At 57.6% G+C, this 17,926-nt stretch carries 17 protein-coding genes and 1 riboswitch; of the genes, 6 read left to right on the forward strand and 11 right to left on the reverse strand.

Annotated features, from left to right (window positions below; all coding sequences use genetic code 11):
- The first annotated feature begins 39 nt into the window (after nt 1-39).
- Complete coding sequence (locus I6L47_RS06405; RefSeq protein WP_216948928.1) at nt 40-762, forward strand: 4'-phosphopantetheinyl transferase superfamily protein; 723 nt, start codon at nt 40-42, stop codon at nt 760-762.
- Nucleotides 759-1,607: a tetratricopeptide repeat protein gene (locus I6L47_RS06410; RefSeq protein WP_216948929.1), complete on the forward strand. Its 849-nt coding sequence runs from the start codon at nt 759-761 to the stop codon at nt 1,605-1,607. Before I6L47_RS06405 ends, I6L47_RS06410 begins: the two co-directional genes overlap by 4 nt.
- Nucleotides 1,608-1,766: 159 nt before the next feature.
- On the opposite strand, the gene I6L47_RS06415 is transcribed toward I6L47_RS06410, so the two are convergent.
- Together I6L47_RS06415 and ribB are read right to left on the reverse strand one after the other, a co-directional pair.
- Entirely contained in the window at nt 1,767-2,009 is a 243-nt protein-coding gene (locus I6L47_RS06415; RefSeq protein ID WP_005334342.1) for an Lpp/OprI family alanine-zipper lipoprotein, read from the reverse strand.
- 225 nt (nt 2,010-2,234) lie between these two features.
- Nucleotides 2,235-2,888: a 3,4-dihydroxy-2-butanone-4-phosphate synthase gene (ribB, locus tag I6L47_RS06420; protein WP_005334344.1), complete on the reverse strand. Its 654-nt coding sequence runs from the start codon at nt 2,886-2,888 to the stop codon at nt 2,235-2,237.
- A 104-nt stretch (nt 2,889-2,992) separates the two neighbouring features.
- A riboswitch (FMN riboswitch) is annotated at nt 2,993-3,149 on the reverse strand.
- Between the two features lie 259 nt (nt 3,150-3,408).
- Here ribB and purU point away from each other — a divergent pair.
- Nucleotides 3,409-4,245: a formyltetrahydrofolate deformylase gene (gene purU, locus I6L47_RS06425; RefSeq protein ID WP_005361738.1), complete on the forward strand. Its 837-nt coding sequence runs from the start codon at nt 3,409-3,411 to the stop codon at nt 4,243-4,245.
- 79 nt (nt 4,246-4,324) lie between these two features.
- Here purU and I6L47_RS06430 read toward each other — a convergent pair whose 3' ends face one another.
- On the reverse strand, nt 4,325-5,587 hold the full coding sequence (locus tag I6L47_RS06430; RefSeq protein ID WP_120415757.1) for a DUF945 family protein: 1,263 nt from the start codon (nt 5,585-5,587) through the stop codon (nt 4,325-4,327).
- A 107-nt stretch (nt 5,588-5,694) separates the two neighbouring features.
- Complete coding sequence (cls, locus tag I6L47_RS06435) at nt 5,695-7,176, reverse strand: cardiolipin synthase (RefSeq protein WP_216948930.1); 1,482 nt, start codon at nt 7,174-7,176, stop codon at nt 5,695-5,697.
- 97 nt (nt 7,177-7,273) lie between these two features.
- Between cls and I6L47_RS06440 the strand changes: the two genes are divergently transcribed.
- Nucleotides 7,274-7,816: a DUF1439 domain-containing protein gene (locus I6L47_RS06440; RefSeq protein WP_005353308.1), complete on the forward strand. Its 543-nt coding sequence runs from the start codon at nt 7,274-7,276 to the stop codon at nt 7,814-7,816.
- Between the two features lie 5 nt (nt 7,817-7,821).
- Here I6L47_RS06440 and I6L47_RS06445 read toward each other — a convergent pair whose 3' ends face one another.
- Nucleotides 7,822-8,262, reverse strand: a complete 441-nt coding sequence (locus I6L47_RS06445) for a GNAT family N-acetyltransferase (RefSeq protein WP_041980377.1) — start codon at nt 8,260-8,262, stop codon at nt 7,822-7,824.
- A 340-nt stretch (nt 8,263-8,602) separates the two neighbouring features.
- Here I6L47_RS06445 and I6L47_RS06450 point away from each other — a divergent pair, with 340 nt between their 5' ends.
- Nucleotides 8,603-9,340, forward strand: a complete 738-nt coding sequence (locus I6L47_RS06450; protein ID WP_058055841.1) for a lytic transglycosylase domain-containing protein — start codon at nt 8,603-8,605, stop codon at nt 9,338-9,340.
- A gap of 92 nt (nt 9,341-9,432) precedes the next feature.
- On the opposite strand, the gene aqpZ is transcribed toward I6L47_RS06450, so the two are convergent.
- Nucleotides 9,433-10,122 (reverse strand): aquaporin Z, encoded by a 690-nt coding sequence (gene aqpZ, locus I6L47_RS06455; RefSeq protein ID WP_005334357.1) that lies wholly within the window; start codon nt 10,120-10,122, stop codon nt 9,433-9,435.
- Between the two features lie 270 nt (nt 10,123-10,392).
- On the reverse strand, nt 10,393-10,605 hold the full coding sequence (locus I6L47_RS06460) for a DUF1653 domain-containing protein (RefSeq protein WP_005334366.1): 213 nt from the start codon (nt 10,603-10,605) through the stop codon (nt 10,393-10,395).
- 381 nt (nt 10,606-10,986) lie between these two features.
- On the opposite strand from I6L47_RS06460, the gene I6L47_RS06465 reads away from it, so the two are divergent.
- Complete coding sequence (locus I6L47_RS06465; RefSeq protein ID WP_005334367.1) at nt 10,987-12,201, forward strand: pyridoxal phosphate-dependent aminotransferase; 1,215 nt, start codon at nt 10,987-10,989, stop codon at nt 12,199-12,201.
- Between the two features lie 63 nt (nt 12,202-12,264).
- Here I6L47_RS06465 and I6L47_RS06470 read toward each other — a convergent pair whose 3' ends face one another.
- The 4 genes from I6L47_RS06470 to I6L47_RS06485 form a co-directional block, all read right to left on the reverse strand.
- Nucleotides 12,265-13,740, reverse strand: coding sequence for a YfcC family protein (locus I6L47_RS06470; protein WP_216948931.1), 1,476 nt, complete (start codon nt 13,738-13,740; stop codon nt 12,265-12,267).
- Between the two features lie 162 nt (nt 13,741-13,902).
- On the reverse strand, nt 13,903-15,096 hold the full coding sequence (fabV, locus tag I6L47_RS06475; RefSeq protein WP_005353312.1) for an enoyl-ACP reductase FabV: 1,194 nt from the start codon (nt 15,094-15,096) through the stop codon (nt 13,903-13,905).
- Between the two features lie 287 nt (nt 15,097-15,383).
- The gene (locus I6L47_RS06480) at nt 15,384-17,009 is read right to left on the reverse strand and encodes a methyl-accepting chemotaxis protein (RefSeq protein ID WP_216948932.1); all 1,626 of its coding nucleotides are present in this window, start codon (nt 17,007-17,009) and stop codon (nt 15,384-15,386) included.
- A 323-nt stretch (nt 17,010-17,332) separates the two neighbouring features.
- Nucleotides 17,333-17,920 (reverse strand): histidine phosphatase family protein, encoded by a 588-nt coding sequence (locus I6L47_RS06485; protein ID WP_216948933.1) that lies wholly within the window; start codon nt 17,918-17,920, stop codon nt 17,333-17,335.
- Nucleotides 17,921-17,926 lie beyond the last annotated feature (6 nt).

A 17,926-nucleotide genomic window follows, 5' to 3' on the forward strand; every position in this document is an offset into this window, starting at 1 on the left:
TTTTATCCCTGCTTCAGCACCTTTTTAAAGTGAAAAATCATGATCGAAACCGATCTTTTTTTGTTAAAACCGGCCAGGGTATGCCAGGAACTGCTTGCTCAATTGCCTGAATGGCTGTCAACCGATGAGCAACATATCTGGCAAGCCATGACCCATCCTGAACGGCGTCAGGAATATCTGGTGAGCCGCGCCCTGCTGCGCCAGCTATTGGCCGAGCGGCTGCAACAACCCGCCGCCAGTCTGCAATTTTGCAACGGCCCCCACGGCAAGCCGCGACTGCATGATGATGCTTGGCAGTTCAATCTGAGCCACAGTGGCAGCTGGCTGGTGTTGGCGCTCTGCCCGCAGGGGCCGCTTGGGGTGGATATCGAACTGGGCAAACGGCGGCATCATCCCCTCCCCCTGGCCCGCCGGTTTTATGCACAGAGTGAATATGAGTGGCTCTGCGCACTGCCTCCTCAAGAGCAGGAGGGGGCCTTCTACCGGCTCTGGTCGCGCAAGGAGGCGGTACTGAAAGCCCACGGTGGCGGCATAGCGGCTGGACTGGAGAAGGTGCGGTTTCTCCCGGAGGAAGAATGGCGACTCGACAACCGGCTCGATGACACCCCTTATCAGGTACAGGATTGGCCCTTTGCCAGCGGCTGGCTCAGTCTCGCGGCGGCGGCAGCCCCTGTGACCTTTTACCGGCTGGATGAGCGCTTGAATTGCCACTCGCTTAACCCCATGTTACTCAACACCCTTTCTGAAGAGTCCAACTCATGATCGTCGACATTACTCCCCAGAATTTTCACGCTGAACTTATCGATGCGTCCATGAAGAAGCCGGTCGTCATCTATTTCCATGCTCCGCAGATGCCGGAGTGTCAGGGGATGACACCGCTGATCGAATCACTGGTTGGGCCCGCCAATGAGCAGGTCACCCTGGCCAAGGTGGATATGAACGATCCCCAGTTGCAGCCGCTGGCCAGCCAGCTCGGCCTGCGCGCCCTGCCGGCGCTGGTGCTGTTCCATCAGGGTCGCCCTGACGAACAGGGGATCATCGAAGGGCCGCAGGATGAAGCCACCCTGCGCCAGTATTTCGCCGCCTTCGCCCCCAAAGAAGAGGAAGAGTTGCTGGCCAAGGGACAACAGGCGCTGGCTGACGAGCAGCCCAGCATCGCCTATGCCCATCTGACCAAGGCACACCTGCTAGCTCCTGAACGTCACGACATCAGCCTGTGGCTGATCCAGGCCGCGCTCGACCTCAACCTGCTGGAGGAAGCGCAGGAGCGCCTCGGCACCATCCCGATGGCGGCACAGGATAGTCACTTCCATACCCTGAGTTCACGACTGGCGCTGGCCCTGCAAGCGGCAGACAGCCCGGAGCTGCGCGCGCTGGAAGCCCGCCATGCAGAACAGCCTGATGATTTTTCCCTGGCTCAGGAGCTGGCGGTGCAATACAACCAGGCTGGTCGTCAGGAAGAGGCGTTGGGACTGCTGCTGGAGATCCTCAAGCGGGATTTGGCATTCGGCGATGCCAGAAAGACCTATCTCGATATTCTGGCGACCATGGGCAGCACACCGGCGGCGCAGAGCTATCGTCGAAAACTCTATAGTCTGCTCTACTGAGCGGAATCGAACTGGCTGGTAATGATGGGGGAGTGTCGGGAGACCGGCATGACCTCATGGGTCAAATAATACGAAGAAGGTGCTGTGGGAATAGTGGAGAAACGGTGAATTTCAGGCAAAAAAAAATGGCGCAAAACTGCGCCATTTTTTTCGCATGGATTACTTCTTGTAGGAAGTAGCCATGTTGTCGATGCGCTGGTTAGCACGCATAGCTTCTTGCTTGGCTTCGGCAACATCAGCAGCGATTTTGGACTGATCAGCACGAACTGCGCTAACATCTTGAGCCAGTTGGTCAACTTTGTTAGACAGATTCTGAACGGAAGTTTCCAGTTCGCTGGTGTTTGCACAACCGCCCAGCAGAGCGGACAGACCAACAACACCTACCAACAACAATTTTTTCATTTTTAAAGCTCCCTTGAACTCGCCAGACGTTTAGCAAGCGGCGTGATTATGGCACAAAAAAATCCTACTTTGCATAGTCCCCACCACAGATAAATGCATTAAAACCCTCATTTTTTTTTGAATGAACAGTTTTTGTCCAGATTCGTCTAAAAAATGAGTGCCGTGTGGTGGGGGCACGGACAAAGGTTAACCAAATTTTTGCCTTATTACAATTTCGTATGAGGCTCAGGCTGTACGTTCTGACAACAATTGACGATATTGCACCAGATCCTCGATGGTCAGCACCGGCATCTGGTGCTTGCGACCGAACGCAACCAGGTCTGGCAGACGCGCCATCGAGCCATCTTCTTTGGTCAATTCACACAACACACCAAACGGTTTGAGACCAGCCAGCTGCATCAGATCGACCGTCGCTTCGGTATGACCCCGGCGGGTAAGCACCCCACCGGTTCGCGCCCGCAGCGGGAAAACATGACCCGGGCGGTGCAGATCGCCCGGTTTGGCGCCGTCTGCGATGGCTGCACGGATGGTGGTGATGCGATCAGCCGCCGAGACACCGGTCGTGACCCCCTGCGCCGCTTCGATGGTCACGGTAAAGGCGGTCTGGTAGTGGCTGGAGTTGGCCTCCACCATCATCGGCAATTCGAGCTGGCGAACCCGCTCGTCGGGCAGGCAGAGGCAGACGATGCCGGAGCACTCGCGGATCATCAGCGCCATCTGTTCATTGGTCATGGATTCGGCGGCGAAAATGAGGTCGCCCTCGTTCTCCCGATCTTCATCGTCGGCCACCAGTACGCCACCTCCGGCACGCAAGGCAGACAGCGCCGCTTCGACACGGGCAACGGGATCACCGAATTCACTGAGTAGAGACTGATTCATGGTAAAACTCCTAAACAAGACAAGGACCAGAATCAGGGCATGGAAAGGCAGACAGAGACGGGCATGCAGCGGCCAGCCCACAAGGGCCAACACGGCAAGGTCTGTCTTATCCTCTTTCATCCGGACTATGACCGTCGGCTCCGGCATCTCACCGGATCTGCTGACCCCGACCTGGCAATCAGCCGGGTCGGGCGCTCGCGGGCTCCCCGAGTCAATCGGGATACCGCCGGTGGGGAATTGCACCCCGCCCTGAGAATAAGCGCAGACAGCCTAAAGAAAAACGGTTGCAGATACCAGCCAAAATCCCCCGCAGGCTGAAAAGCGTTTCAACATTGCGCCCGGGATCCCGCTCTGCAGCCCGCCCGCCAGCACGAGAGGCCATGACTGGCGAATTTCTTTATGGCGCCGATCGGTTTATGGCATAGTTCCCGAAACAAAAAAACAGGGCCCGAAAAGAGAGCCTGAACAACGCTGCCGGCGCAGACAGCAGCGCCAACACCACAAACGGAAAATGACAGAGATGGAAAAGAAAATACTGCTCACGGATTGCCCGGATGCCAAAGGGCTCATCGCCAAGATCACCAACATCTGCTACAAGCACCAGCTCAACATCATCAAGAACGATGAGTTTGTGGATCACGAGAATGGCCGCTTCTTTATGCGTACCGAGCTGGAGGGGCGCTTCAACGACGAGACCCTGCTGGCCGACCTCGATGATGCCCTGCCCACCGGCGCCCAGCGCCGTCTGGTCAAGGCAGGCAAGAAGCGCATCGTCATCCTGGTGACCAAAGAGACCCACTGCCTCGGCGATATTCTGATGAAGAACTACGCGGGCGCACTGGATATGGATATCGTCGCGGTGATCGGCAACTACGACACCCTGGCCGAGCTCACCGGCAAGTTCGATATCCCGTTCCACACCGTCAGTCACGAGGATCTGAGCCGGACCGAACATGAAGAGCAGGTACGCGCCATCATCGACAGCTATGAGCCTGACTATGTGATCCTGGCCAAGTACATGCGGGTGCTGACCCCGAGCTTCGTCGAGGCCTATCCGCGCAAGATCCTCAACATCCACCACTCCTTCCTGCCCGCCTTCATCGGGGCCCGCCCCTACCGGCAGGCGTTTGATCGCGGCGTCAAGCTGATCGGCGCCACCGCCCACTTCGTGACCGACGATCTGGATGAAGGCCCAATTGTCGAACAGGACGTGATCCACGTCGGTCACGCCTTCAGTGCGGACGACATGGCCAAGGCGGGTCGGGATGTGGAGAAATCGGTGCTGAGCCGCGCGCTGGAGCTGGTACTGAACGAGCGGGTGTTCGTCTACGGCAACAAGACGGTGGTCTTCAAGTAATCCGCCCACATGGCTCGTATGCAAACGCCAGAAACAACAACGGCTCCCATGGGAGCCGTCGTTGTTTCTGCGCCGAGTGTCAGAGCGGCAGATCGTTTACCGTCACCGCGCCCTTCTCCAGCTTCAGCTCGGAGGTCAGCGCTTGCTTGTCGGCCTTCAGATAACCCATCAGGGTCAGCTGATCGAGCATGGGGGCCAGTTGCGGCACCGCCTTGCCCAGCTTGTCGCTGAGGCTGGCATGCAGCACGCCGGAGAGGGCCTGCATCCCCGCGTCGCTGTTGAACAGCTGCTCCAGCGAGGTAGAGGCCAGCTTCACGTCCCCCTTCATGGTCACCGCCTCACCGTTGAGCTTGGCGCTGAGATCGGCCAGTTCAAGGGTCGCGCCACGTTTGAGCATCTTGTCCAGCGCCTGCTGGATAGCGGCATCTTCAACTCCCTTGCCACCGGCGGCCTGCAGCCCCTGATACCCTTCCAGATCCAGACCGTTGAGGTTGAGCGCCAACTTGCTGTCGGTCACCGCCAGGGTGTCGGTCTCGTTCTCCAGATCCAGCTTGGCAATTTTCATCTGATAGCTGCTGGAGAGGGTCTGGGCATCATCACCGGTCAGCTGAGTCTCGGTGGTCATCCCCTGCAGGGCGACCTTGACGCTGTCAGGCAGTTGCACCGTGAGGGCCGAGAGGGTCATCTCGCTCTGGGGCGAGAGGAGCACACCGCTGATCTCGGCAATGTCGGCACTCCCTTTCAGATCGGCCAGCACCAAGTCCATCTTGCTCTGCTCTTCATGGACCGTCATCCCCTGCCAGGTCATGGTGAGGTGACCATTCCCCTCCAGATTGCCGTGGAACTCACCGCTCAGGGGCAGGAAGCTGAACTCGTCCAGCCCCTGTTTGATCTTGAATTCATTGGCCCAGAAACGGCTGCTGTTACCCTGGGTCCAGAGACTGGTGACCGACTCCAGACCGAGTTCCCACTGCTCCATGCCCAGTGCGGTAAAGACCGGCGCTAGCGTGCCATTATGGGTATCGAGCAGGAAGTGGCTCTTGATGTAGAGCGGCAGGATCTGGCTCTTGACCACCAGTTGCAACTCGATGGGCTGACTGCCCTCCAGCTCGCTGTCGATGGCAGCCAGCTCCTCCGGCGTCACCACGACCTTCAGGACCCCGTCACGGGTGAAGAGGTTGCTGCTGCCCGGCAGCCACTGCATGTCGAGCCCGCTCTCTTTCTCCACCTTGGCGATCTGCTCCGCCATGATGTTGTCGAAGCTGTTGCCCGTGTACCAGCACGCAGCCAGACCACCACCTACCAGTGCCGCACCCACGGCGAGGGCCACTATCTTTTTCATATATCCATGTGTCTCCAGGGAGTTGTCACTGCACTGTACGGGGCGGACTCGGGGCTAGGCAAGTCCAATCAGATGGCGAGTCCACTTTCTTGCGGCTCGCCACAACATCACAGCAAGGGGCTGAAGAGATAGAAGATGTTCTCCATCGCCTTCTTGTACCAGGGGCGGGCCTGCCATTGGGCCAGGGTCATCGGGGTGGCTTCCGCCATATAGCCCTGTACCAGCCGGGTCATCTGGGCCACGAACGAGGGGTTGTCCACCAGCAGGGTCACCTCGAAGTTGAGCCAGAGGCTGCGCCGATCCAGATTGACCGTCCCCACCAGCGCGAAGTCATCATCCACCAGCACGCTCTTGGTATGGAGCAGACCGGCATCGTAGCGGTAGATCTCCACCCCGGCCGCCAGCAGCTCCTCCATAAAGGCGTTGCAGGCGTAATTGGCCATGATGGAGTCATTGCGTGCCGGCAACACCAGCTGCACCTGCACCCCGCGCGCTGCTGCCGAACTGAGTGCGGCCGCCAGCGGATCGTCGGGTACAAAGTAAGGGGTCGTCAGCACCAGATGGCTGCGGGCCTGATAGATGGCCAGCAGCAGGCTCTGCTGGATGCAGTCGCCGCCGACGAAGGGACCGGACGGGATCAGCTGGGCGCGGTAGTTGGTCTGGGGCCAGGCCTCCGGCTCATGCTGCAAACTGTCGAGCAGCCGCTCGCCGGTCTCCATCTCCCAGTCCCAGACAAAGATCGACCACATCAGCGGCACCATGGGCCCCTGCACCCGGATCATAATGTCGACCCACTGGCCAACTCCGGCATCTTGCTTGAAGAAACGGGGATCCACCATGTTCATGGAGCCGGTGTAACCCACCCTGTCATCGATCACCACCAGCTTGCGGTGCATCCGCAGATCCTGACGCTGGAACAGAATGCGCCAGGCGCCGACCGGCAGCACCTCCACCAACTTGACCCCCGCCTTGCGCAGCTTTTTGGGCCAGTGGGAGCGGAAGAACTGTTTACTGCCCACCGAATCGAGCAGCAAGCGACAATCCACGCCGCGTTGCGCCACTTCAATCAGCGCCTCGCACACCTCGTCGGCATCGCCGCCCGGATGCCAGATGTAGAATTCCAGATAGCAGGAGAGCGTCGAGCGACGGATATCCTGGGCAATCTCGCGCAAGATCCAGTCCGGCTTGTTGAGCAAGGTCATGCGGTTGCCGGAGAGCATCGGCATGGCAAGCCGTCCCTGGATCAGATCGTGCAGCGGCTGTGCCTTGGCGCCCACTTCGCAGCAGTGCTGCGGGAACAGACGGACCAGTTGACGGATCCAGATGGCGTAAGGGCGATACATGGCCTGGGCGCGCTCGGCACGGCGGCGCCCCAGCTTTATTTCACCAAACAGCACATAGAAGCCCACCCCGGCAAACGGAATGGCATAGATCAGCGCCAGCCAGGCCAGCGACACCCCGATGGGACGGCGTTTCATCACCACCCGAAACGACACACCGGTGACAATCACGGTATGAAAAAGCAGTAGCAGCCAACCCAGAAAACGGGAAAACAGCAGTTGAAGATCGTGTTCCAGACCGTTAAACAACGGGGACTCCTTCTAATCGACAAACAGCGCGGTGGGCAGACCCCAACCGGCCGGGATGGTATGCTGTAAGGCAAATCCATTCTATCAGGTCGCACGCATGATCCTGCAATCTATGCTGCTCAGCCTGGCCATGCTAGGCCAAGGCTCATATGACATCAATGAGCAACAGATAAACCAGTACCTGCAATCTCAGGTGCAAGTCGACAAACAGCTGGAGCTGCCGGGCATCATCAAGGCCCATGTGACGCTTGAGCAGAGCGACGTCCAAATCGGTCGCCAACGCCCCGATACCGCCCGGGTCTATGGCAAGGGCAAGCTCAAAATCGCCCTGCCAGACAATACCGAATATGACGCCCGCCTGCAGATGACCTATGAGGCGAGACCCCGCTATGACAAGAGCCAGAGCGCGCTGTTTCTCGATAACATGAAGCTGGTGGAGTACAAGCTGGAGCCGGAGGCGGCCGAGAAAAAATTCGGGCTGATGCTCAACATGCTGCTGCAGAGCATGGAGAAGCGGCTCGAGACCAAACCGGTCTACAAACTCAATGACAAGGATCCGGATCAGGCCTGGCTGAAGGAGAATCTGCTGGGGCTGGAGCTGTCACCGGGCAAGATCCACCTGCTGACCAAACCCCGCTAAACCGCTCAATTCAGGAGGGGCTGGGTGGTATCCCGTACCAGCAGCTCCACCTGATAACCCTGCTGCTGCTGCCGCTCGTAGAGGGAGAAAAGCGACCCGCTCAATTGATTGAGGGGCATATCGGCAAACCCGGCCTTGAGATAGAAAGGCTTCTCGAAGGGCAGCGCCTGACAGACCACAGGTTTGTCCAACAGACCGTGACAGGCGTGCTGCAGCAGCCGTGACCCCAATCCCAGCGACTGGTAGTGGGGCAACAGGCGAAAGCCGCACAGATGGTAAAACTCCTCCTCGTCCCGCAACCGAACCGCCCCCACCAGCCAGTGAGCATCACGCACGACAAAGATCCGCTCGGCCAGATCCGGCACATAGTGGGAAAACGTCGTCTCGTAATAGTCCCTGATAAGGGAGAGGTCGGCGTCGCAGTACTCTTCGAAAGTGAGTTCCATCGCCAGCTTGCTTGTCACAGACAAATCCTTTGATAATCAGTTATTAGTGCCAGATACGGTGCGCTAATCCGACCACATGACGCCTGCACGATAGCATGCCTTTCGTCAACAAAAAAGCGGACGTCATGGGCAGCTTGCTTACCCGGTGGAAGAGGCCATGACCCACCGCCTGACGGCCAAAACCGTGCTTTATGATGACAATCCTTTATTGCGGCGGATACTTTGATCCCGGTCACCGAATCGGATCATTTGCCCCCTGTTGGCCGCTTGTTCTGCCCTCGTCATGATGCTTTACTCAACATGGTCATCACAAGAAGGAGTATCAGGGTTGAAAGCATGGATGCTGGCAGGCCATATGTTGTTGATCCCCCTGAGCGGATGGAGCCAGACTCCCCCTCCCGCGGAGGTGATCTTCCTGACCGCCGCGCCCTCCCCCTTGCGTCCGAGCAAAGATGCCACTCCCGCCTCACAACCCGACACCGCTCAAACAGCGGCAGTCGCCACCAACGGCAAGAAGCAGATCCAGGTCTATAAATCGGTGCAGCAGAACGGGGTGGTTCGCTACTCCGATATGGCACCCGAACAGGGCCATTACGAGCTGCTGCTGTTCAATGACTGCTTCGCCTGCGATCCCAAATCCAGCGTCAACTGGCAAACCACAGGGCTGTTTCTCTATGACTATGCCAGCACCATCAAGGCGGCCGCCAAAACCTATCAGGTTGAGCCGGCGCTGATCCGGGCGCTGATCCATGCTGAATCCGCTTTTAATCCGCTGGCGGTCTCCCGCAAGGGGGCGATGGGGCTGACCCAGCTGATGCCCGCCACGGCGCGGGAGTTGGGGGTCGGCAATGCCTTGCTGGCGGAGCAGAATATCTTCGGCGGGGTGAAATACCTGGCGGGACTGCTCAAGCAGTATGACGGCAACGTGGCGCTGGCGACCGCGGCCTACAACGCCGGTGCGGGCGCCGTACAAAAACATGGCGGTATCCCGCCCTATGCGGAAACCCGTGCCTATGTGGAGCGCGTCCAGCTCCTCCACCTGCGCTACAAAGAGATGCTGCAGGCCAAAGGGCTCTGAGGTTAGCCTCGGTTAATGCTCTTTTCTTGCCCCTACAGAAACAAAAAACACGCCCGCAGGCGTGTCGATACCACACTTTGTTTCGCAAATGATTACTTCTGCTCAGTCGCCACCAGGCGATAAGCCAGCGCACCCAGAATGGCACCGACAATCGGGGCAACCCAGAACAGCCACAGCTGGCTGATAGCCCAGTCACCGACAAATAGCGCAACACCGGTACTGCGAGCCGGGTTGACCGAGGTATTGGTCACCGGAATGCTGACGAGGTGGATCAGGGTCAGACACAGACCGATGGCGATCGGCGCGAAACCGGCAGGCGCACGGCTATCGGTGGCGCCCATGATGACGAACAGGAAGAAACCGGTCATCACCATTTCGCATACGAGTGCGGCAGTCAGACTGTAACCACCCGGAGAGTGCTCACCGTAGCCGTTGGAAGCAAAACCGGCAGAGAGATCAAACCCGGCCTGACCGCTGGCAATCACGTAAAGCACGGCCGCGGCGGCAATGCCACCCAGCACTTGCGCCACGATATAAGGCAGTACACCGGAGGCCGGAAAACGGCCACCCGCCCACAGACCGACGGTCACGGCCGGATTGAGGTGGCAACCGGAGATATGGCCGATGGCAAACGCCATGGTCAGCACGGTCAGACCGAAAGCCAGCGAGACCCCCAGCAGACCAATCCCGACGTGAGGGAAGGCTGCAGCCAGCACGGCACTGCCGCACCCGCCCAATACCAGCCAGAAAGTGCCCATAAACTCAGCAGCAACAGGTTTCACATTATTTCTCCCATTTGAGATAACACCGAACAAGACCCGAGAAGGGCCCATGCTTGAACAAGCACAGCATTATGGGAGTGTGAGTCCAGATTGCGAACCCGGCAGGCAGGGCTCACTGAATGTGACATTCGTCACAATTGGTTGATTAGATAAGGGATTTATCATTAAGAAAGCTGGCTGCACGTCTCATGCCCAAGGGCGTCATGCGACAACTTGTGACACCATTTAGCTCGAGTGCTCATCCCTTGAACGATATAAACGGAGGCGTGGTCAGTCTCCTGCAGGGGCAAAACGGCTGACAACCTGCCCCTGATGCTCAATCCACTCCATAAACATGGCGACGGGACGGGCATAGACCTGACCATCCTGCTCGGATTGATAAATTACCAACTGCTCCTGGGTTTCGGTATGCAGAGCCAGGGCAAGCACTTGATAGTAACCCCCCTTGAAGTGACGATAGCGGCCTGGAACGGGTGCTTGCATGGGAAAACCTCGCAGAAGTGAACGCCGATGAGCGAACCACATAAAGATGACACCATGGGTACCATTCAACTCATCGAAAAGGGGGACGAAGACGATGTTTTACACAAGCCAATCGTGCCACAGGATCCGGATATTGCAACACAGTCAGGCAGCTTTGTTAATTCGTTCCCCATGTTTCACTAGTTAACCTTGGTTAGCACCAAAGATCGTGCTGAATTTAACGTTCTAGCAACCCTGTTTTAGGGCTAAAAATCAGGGAATTCTTCTAAAAAGAGGATTGTTCTAGCATTCAATTCTGTGAAGAATAGGGGAAAAGAAATTTGATACTAAAAATCGCCTTTTTCGCCAACGCGTCCCTGTGGGGAAGGAATCACACTCACCATGTTCACAATCGACAAGTCGCACAAGCTCGACGATGTCTGCTATGACATCCGCGGCCCGGTGCATAAAGAGGCTCGCCGTCTCGAAGACGAAGGCCACCGCATTCTCAAGCTCAACATCGGCAACCCGGCCCCGTTCGGCTTTGATGCGCCGGAAGAGATCATCAAGGATGTGATCCTCAACATGCCGCTGAGCCAGGGCTACTGCGACTCCAAGGGGCTCTTCTCTGCCCGTAAAGCGGTGATGCAGTACTACCAGCAAAAAGGGATGCGCAAGGTCGATATCGACGACATCTACATCGGCAATGGCGCCAGCGAGCTGATCGTGATGGCCATGCAGGCGCTGCTCAACAATGGCGACGAGATGCTGGTGCCCTCCCCCGACTACCCGCTCTGGACCGCCGCCGTCACTCTCTCCGGTGGCCATGCGGTGCACTATCGCTGCGACGAAGGGGCTGACTGGTACCCGGATCTCGACGATATCCGCGCCCGCATCACCCCGCGCACCCGCGGTCTGGTACTGATCAACCCCAACAATCCGACCGGTGCCGTCTACGGCAGCGAGTTCCTGCTGGAAGTGATCGAGATCGCCCGCCAGCACAACCTCATCATCTTCGCCGACGAAATCTACGACAAGATCCTCTACGACGATATCTCCCACACCAGCGTTTGCACCCTGTGTGACGATGTGATGGTGGTGACCTTCAACGGCCTCTCCAAGGCCTACCGTGCCTGCGGCTTCCGTCAGGGCTGGATGGTCATCACCGGTCCCAAGGGCCGTGCCCGCGGTTACATTGAAGGGCTGGAGATGCTGGCCTCCATGCGGCTGTGTGCCAACGTGCCGATGCAGCACGCCATCCAGACTGCGCTTGGCGGCTACCAGAGCATCAACGAGCTGATCCTGCCGGGCGGCCGCCTGCGCAAGCAGCGGGACAAGGCGTGGGAGCTCTTGAACGAGATCCCCGGGGTCTCCTGCGTCAAACCCAAGGGGGCGCTCTACATGTTCCCGCGCCTCGACCCCAAGGTGTATGACATCCGCGATGACCAGAAGATGGTGTTCGACCTGCTGCAGCAAGAGAAGCTGCTGCTGGTGCAGGGCACCGGCTTCAACTGGCCGGCACCGGATCACTTCCGGCTGGTGTTCCTGCCCCGCGAAGAGGAGCTGGAAGATGCCATCGGCCGCCTCGCCCGCTTCCTCAAGGGCTACAAGCAGTAAGCAAAGCTCATGAAAAAGGCTCCCGAGGGAGCCTTTTTGTTATCTGTGGTTTTATCCGTGCCATCAGCCGTGCAGCAGGGCGCCGGCCACCAGCACCGCCATGGTGATGATGGCTACGCCGATGATAAAGGGCAGCACCCAGCGCACGAAGCGATCGTAGGGGATCTTGGCGAGCGCCAGACCCGCCACCAGATGGGCGGCGGTGGGGGCAAACAGATTGATCCAGCCGGAGGCGGACTGATAGGCGGTGATCACCAGATCCCGCGAGATGCCGGAGAAATCAGCCAGCGGCCCCATCAGCGGCATGGAGACGGTCGCCAGCCCCGAGGTGGAGGGGATGAAGAAGCTCAGGATGATGTGCACCAGATAGGCCATCAGGATGAAGACCGACGAGGAGAGTCCGGTCACCAGCCCTTCGGCCCAGTGTAAAATGGTGTCGATGATGACGCCCTGCTCCATCACCACATAGATGCCGCGCGCCACCGCCACCACCAGCGCCACCCCGATAAGATCCCGAGCGCCGCTCAGGAAAGTCGCCACATAGTTGGACTCCGGCATCCGGTTGATCAGCGCAATCAGGATGGAGGCACTGAAGAAAAGGGTCGAGAGCTCGTCAAACCACCAACCAAAGGTGGGCAGCACGTCGATCCCCAAATCCGACCAGGGCACCACCGCATAGATCATCAGCAGGAAGGTGCCGAAGAAGACCAGCATGGTGAGTTTCTGCTTGCCGGTGAAGGCGAGGTTGCCGCTCTTCATCTGGGAGAACTCGTCGTCATAGACGATGTCGGCCAGCACGGAGCGGGACTTGTCCTGCTGCACCTGCTTGGCGTAGCGCATCACGAACCAGGAGGCGAAGATCACCAGCAGCAGCCACTGGATGACCCTCAAACCGATCCCTTCGCCGATGGGGATACCGGCAAAACCGGAGGCGATACCGGTGGCAAACGGGTTGACGGTGGAGGCAAGCACCCCGACCCCGGAGCCAAGCAGGATAATGCCCGCCGCCACCATGCGATCAAAGCCCGCCGCCATCATCACCGGCACGATCAGCGCCCAGAAGGCCACCGTCTCCTCTGCCATGCCGAAGGTGGAGCCACCGAGGGCAAACAGGGCGATCAGCACCGGGATAAGCAGCCGCTCGCGCCCGGCAAAGCCGCGCACAATGGCCCCCACCCCGGCATCGAGCGCACCGCTCTGCATGGTCACCGCGAGAAAACCACCGATGATGAGCACGAACAGCGCCACGTCGGCCGCCTTGTGAAAGCCCTGGATGGGCGCCTTGAGCACCTCGAATACCCCTTGCGGGTGGGCGGGTAACTCGGTGTAGCTGCCAGGCACTGGCAACAGCCGCTCGTCGCCGCTGTAATCGGCCACGGCCGCTGCCGCAACCGGCTGCTGGGTCTTGGCGGTGACATAGTCATATTTGCCCGCTGGCAGCACCCAGGTGAGGGCGGCCATCAGCGCGATGATGATGAAAAGTAGGGTATAAACTGTGGGGAGTTGGCGCTTCTTGGGCGCCTCGTTTGGAGTGGTCATAGCTTCCGTACCTCGGCAATGCCGTCTGTGATCCGATCAGCGCAAGACTAGCGGGTTTGATATGGGAAAAAGGTGATCGCTGATAATAAAATTCCGCAAATTAGCGGAATGTTTGCCAAAAAAACAGGGCCCCGCGGGGCCCTGTTTTCACTTGAGTCAGACTCAGAGCTCGACCACGTCGAATTTCACATCCGGATTTACATCCGCATCGTAATCGACCTCATCCAGACCGAAACCGAACAGGCGCAGGAACTCCTGCTTGTAGCCGGTGTAGTCAGTCAGCTCGGAGAGGTTTTCGCTGGTGATAGATGGCCACAGGTCGCGGCAGGTCTGCTGCACATCTTCACGCAGTTCCCAGTCATCCATGCGGATGCGAGCCTGCTCGTCCAGCGCCATGTCGGACGCGTAGAGACGGGTGCGCATCATGCGATCCACCTGCTCCATGCAACCCTCGTGAATGCCCTTCTCCTTCATGATCTTGAAAGCCATGGAGATATAGAGCGGCATCACCGGAATGGCGGAAGAAGCCTGGGTCACCACGGATTTGAGCACGGCCACGTGAGCGGTGCCGCCCTTGGCTGCCAGATCGCCACGGATGGCGGCAGCGGCGCGGTCCAGATCTTCCTTGGCGCGGCCCAGAGTGCCATGCCAGTAGATTGGCCAGGTCAGATCGGTACCGATGTAGGAGTAGGCCACGGACTTGGCGCCGTCAGCCAGCACGCCGGCATCACGCAGGGCAGCCATCCACAGCTCCCAATCCTGACCGCCCATCACTGTGATGGTGTTCTGGATCTCTTCCTCGTTCGCCGGCTCGACGGTAGCGGTGATGATCTGATCCTTGTTGGTATCGATGGCGGTGGTGGTATAGACCTCACCGATGGGTTTGAGGGCAGAGCGCACCACTTCGCCGGTTTCCGGCATCTTGCGCACCGGAGAGGCCAGGGAGTAGACAACCAGATCGATCTGACCCAGATCCTGCTTGATAAGCTCGATCACCTTGGCGCGGCACTCGTTGGAGAAGGCATCGCCGTTGACGCTCTTGGCGTAGAGGCCCGCCTCTTTGGCTGCCTTGTCGAAGGCGGCAGAGTTGTACCAGCCAGCGGTACCGGTCTTGGACTCGGTGCCCGCTTTTTCAAAGAAGACGCCGAGGGTGGCGGCGCCGCTACCGAAGGCAGCCGCAATCCGGGAGGCCAGGCCATAACCGGTAGAAGCGCCGATCACCAGCACCTTCTTGGGACCATTCTCGATGGTGCCCTTGGCCTTGGTATAAGCGATCTGGCGACGAACATTGGCTTCACAACCGACCGGATGAGTGGTGGTACAGATAAAGCCGCGAACCTTGGGTTTGATGATCATATGGGGTCTCGGATCCGTTTAATGGATGAAATCGGGGCATAAGATACCTCATCTTGCCGCGATAAGGTGCTCTGATGTGTTGAACTGCGGCAAAAATGGCCATTCAGGGTGACGGCTGCCGTCAAAAATGCACAATTTTTCGGAAAGCGTCACTTCATCAGTCCGGTAATTAATCTCCCCATATCTATGGAAACCGATGACATGTTTCAACGCAGGTGCAGTACGACCAACATGATACAAAAAGGCCCCGAACTCTCGGGGCCTGGGGGTAATGTCATCGAATTATATCAAGCGACATGTGAGCGCCATTTAAAATGATTAATCTGTGTTCTCATTGACTTGGCCATCTCATCAAGACGCTGACACTTGGCCGATACATGGGCTGCCGAGTCCGAGGTATGTACTGCGATATCGGCAATATTGACCATGCTGCGCGTCATCTCTTCGGTGACTTTGCTTTGCTCTTCGGCTGCAGCAGCGACCTGCACATTGAGATTATTCAGATCATCCACCGCACTCACAATTTCTTCCAAAGAGACGCCGCAGGTCAGCATCAGGGTATTCGTCTTCTCCACTTCAGATAATCCGATATTCATACTATCAACAGCCATAGTTGCATTCTGTTGCAGGCGATTGACGGTGTTCTGGATTTCTCCGGTAGAGTTTTGGGTGCGCTGAGCAAGTACCCGGACTTCATCAGCCACAACAGCGAAGCCACGTCCCTGCTCACCCGCTCTGGCGGCTTCAATTGCCGCATTCAGTGCCAATAAATTGGTTTGTTCGGCAATCGAGCGAATAACCCCCATCACCTGGGTAATGTTATTGCTTTCGATAGCCAGGTTTTGCAGCACAGTGGATGTATTTTGCAATTGACCAGAGAGCAGAGCCATATTCCCAATGGTCTCCTTGACAACCGCTTGCCCCTCTTCTGCCTTGTTTTCAGCCTGACGGGCGGCAATTGCAGCACTATTTGTATTCTGGGCGATTTCGTTAACCGTTGCGCTCATCTCATTCATCGCCGCAGCGCTCTGATCTGTCTCCAGACGCTGCTGGGCCATTTGCTCTGCACTGGTTAGCCCCAGCTCGTTCAGTGCATCGGCGCCTGTCGATAACTGTTCGGCCACGTCATCCATTTCGCCAATCAATCTGCGGAAATGGCTAACCATATCATTCAGCGCCCGTGCGACTTGCCCCAATTCATCTTCCCGAATAACAGGGACGGTGACGGTCAAATCCTGCTCATGCTGCAATTTGTAAAGTGCTCTGCGCAAAGCGGTGAGCGGTTGACTGATCCCGCGAAAAATCCAGATCCCCAGCACGGATAAAGCGAACAGGGCAATCCCGGTGATGGAGAGGAAGGCAAATGAAAAATCAACGGCCAGACTTTCCAGGGTACCAACATGCTCATCTGCAAATCTCAGCTGGAGTTCAACCAGCTTGCCCAGCTCCTCATTAAAAGGATCAACCGTGCTGTATAACTGATGAATTGCCTTATCAAGAGGAGCTTTTGATGAAAGATCACTCTTAATACCATCCAGTGTAATGTCGGCTTTGTTCATCAATACCTGGGCAGACTCCGCTATCGCCCGCTCCTCCGCAGACATCTTCTGGGCCATGTAACGCTTCCATTCCGTTGCTGCTTTTAATTGCGCTTCAGTAACGGAACGTTTTGCCTCTTCACGGGTGATTAATCCAACATGCGCTTTATTGATCGCATCAACGACACTGACAGCATACAAGTCTGAAATCAGCTTCAGTTCGGATAACTGCTGCACCTCCTCTTCATTCACCTGATGGGCAGCCTGATTCATCAGGCGCATCCCCCAAAGGGAGAGAGTGCACAGCAAAATCATACAAAACAGCGGTACCACAACCAGCATCAATAATTTGCTACGAACCGAGATCCCTTTCATGGTGTCGTCCTCATACTCAGGCCACTGGTCGTTTAATATGCAATTGATACACCAAGCATCACGCGACCACTCATTTCAATACAATCACCCGCTTACCTCATTAAAAAGCGCGGTCTGTGCACCATAGTGCAATGCAAGTTGCAACCTGTTCGCAAAACCAGACCTTAAACACATCACCGCAGGAGAAGGGCTAATGCCCTTATTGATAATGCGCTTTTTGAGTCTATTCATCATTTCGTTGATGTCTAATCTTCGCAAAGCAAAATCCGTAGCGTGTTGCAGCCTGCATCGTCCATGCACTGATGGCGGCAACGTCCACGAAACTAGCAGGCAATACGGGTGATGTGGCCATCCTGCAGCTTATAGAAGGCATCTTGCGGCAACTCCTGTGACCAGGTCGCCTTATAGTCGAGATCGGCATAGACGCCGCGCAACATGGCACCGAGCAGACCGTGGGAGATGACGATGGCCCGCTCGGCGATGGCAGGATCCTGCAACCACTGGTGTGCCCGGCGCTGAATGCTCTCGAAGCTCTCGGCCCCCGGTGCCTGCAGATACCAGTCCCCCTTGCCGGTATCGAGCTCGGGATGAGCGAGCCGCAGCGCCGGGATCTGGCAGCTCTCCCACTCCCCCATCCCCAGCTCCATCAAGCGATCGTCCCAGACGATGCGATCCGCCGTCAGCCCCAACTGCTCGCACACCAGCAGTGCAGTCTGACGGGCGCGACCGAGCGGGCTGGCGTAGACGGTCCAGCGGGCTGGATCTGCCAGTTCGTCGGCAAGCTGCCGCCCCATGGCGATGGCTTGTGCCTCGCCCTTGTCGGTCAGATCGGAGTTGCAACGCCCCTGCAGACGCTGCTCGGCATTGAATTGGGTCTGGCCGTGGCGCAGCAGATAGATGAGTCGGGACATGGTTTC

Origin of the sequence: Aeromonas sp. FDAARGOS 1417, from assembly GCF_019046985.1 — a bacterium.
In the GTDB taxonomy this organism is placed as follows: domain Bacteria; phylum Pseudomonadota; class Gammaproteobacteria; order Enterobacterales; family Aeromonadaceae; genus Aeromonas; species Aeromonas veronii.

What these genes read in the sequence shown, in the direction of transcription:
- I6L47_RS06405 (WP_216948928.1), top strand. Translation starts at nt 40, where the DNA reads ATGATCGAAACCGATCTTTTTTTGTTAAAACCGGCCAGGGTATGCCAG.
- I6L47_RS06410 (WP_216948929.1), top strand. Translation starts at nt 759, where the DNA reads ATGATCGTCGACATTACTCCCCAGAATTTTCACGCTGAACTTATCGAT.
- I6L47_RS06415 (WP_005334342.1), bottom strand. Translation starts at nt 2,009, where the DNA reads ATGAAAAAATTGTTGTTGGTAGGTGTTGTTGGTCTGTCCGCTCTGCTG.
- ribB (WP_005334344.1), bottom strand. Translation starts at nt 2,888, where the DNA reads ATGAATCAGTCTCTACTCAGTGAATTCGGTGATCCCGTTGCCCGTGTC.
- purU (WP_005361738.1), top strand. Translation starts at nt 3,409, where the DNA reads ATGGAAAAGAAAATACTGCTCACGGATTGCCCGGATGCCAAAGGGCTC.
- I6L47_RS06430 (WP_120415757.1), bottom strand. Translation starts at nt 5,587, where the DNA reads ATGAAAAAGATAGTGGCCCTCGCCGTGGGTGCGGCACTGGTAGGTGGT.
- I6L47_RS06440 (WP_005353308.1), top strand. Translation starts at nt 7,274, where the DNA reads ATGATCCTGCAATCTATGCTGCTCAGCCTGGCCATGCTAGGCCAAGGC.
- I6L47_RS06445 (WP_041980377.1), bottom strand. Translation starts at nt 8,262, where the DNA reads ATGGAACTCACTTTCGAAGAGTACTGCGACGCCGACCTCTCCCTTATC.
- I6L47_RS06450 (WP_058055841.1), top strand. Translation starts at nt 8,603, where the DNA reads ATGCTGGCAGGCCATATGTTGTTGATCCCCCTGAGCGGATGGAGCCAG.
- I6L47_RS06460 (WP_005334366.1), bottom strand. Translation starts at nt 10,605, where the DNA reads ATGCAAGCACCCGTTCCAGGCCGCTATCGTCACTTCAAGGGGGGTTAC.
- I6L47_RS06465 (WP_005334367.1), top strand. Translation starts at nt 10,987, where the DNA reads ATGTTCACAATCGACAAGTCGCACAAGCTCGACGATGTCTGCTATGAC.
- I6L47_RS06470 (WP_216948931.1), bottom strand. Translation starts at nt 13,740, where the DNA reads ATGACCACTCCAAACGAGGCGCCCAAGAAGCGCCAACTCCCCACAGTT.
- fabV (WP_005353312.1), bottom strand. Translation starts at nt 15,096, where the DNA reads ATGATCATCAAACCCAAGGTTCGCGGCTTTATCTGTACCACCACTCAT.
- I6L47_RS06480 (WP_216948932.1), bottom strand. Translation starts at nt 17,009, where the DNA reads ATGAAAGGGATCTCGGTTCGTAGCAAATTATTGATGCTGGTTGTGGTA.
- I6L47_RS06485 (WP_216948933.1), bottom strand. Translation starts at nt 17,920, where the DNA reads ATGTCCCGACTCATCTATCTGCTGCGCCACGGCCAGACCCAATTCAAT.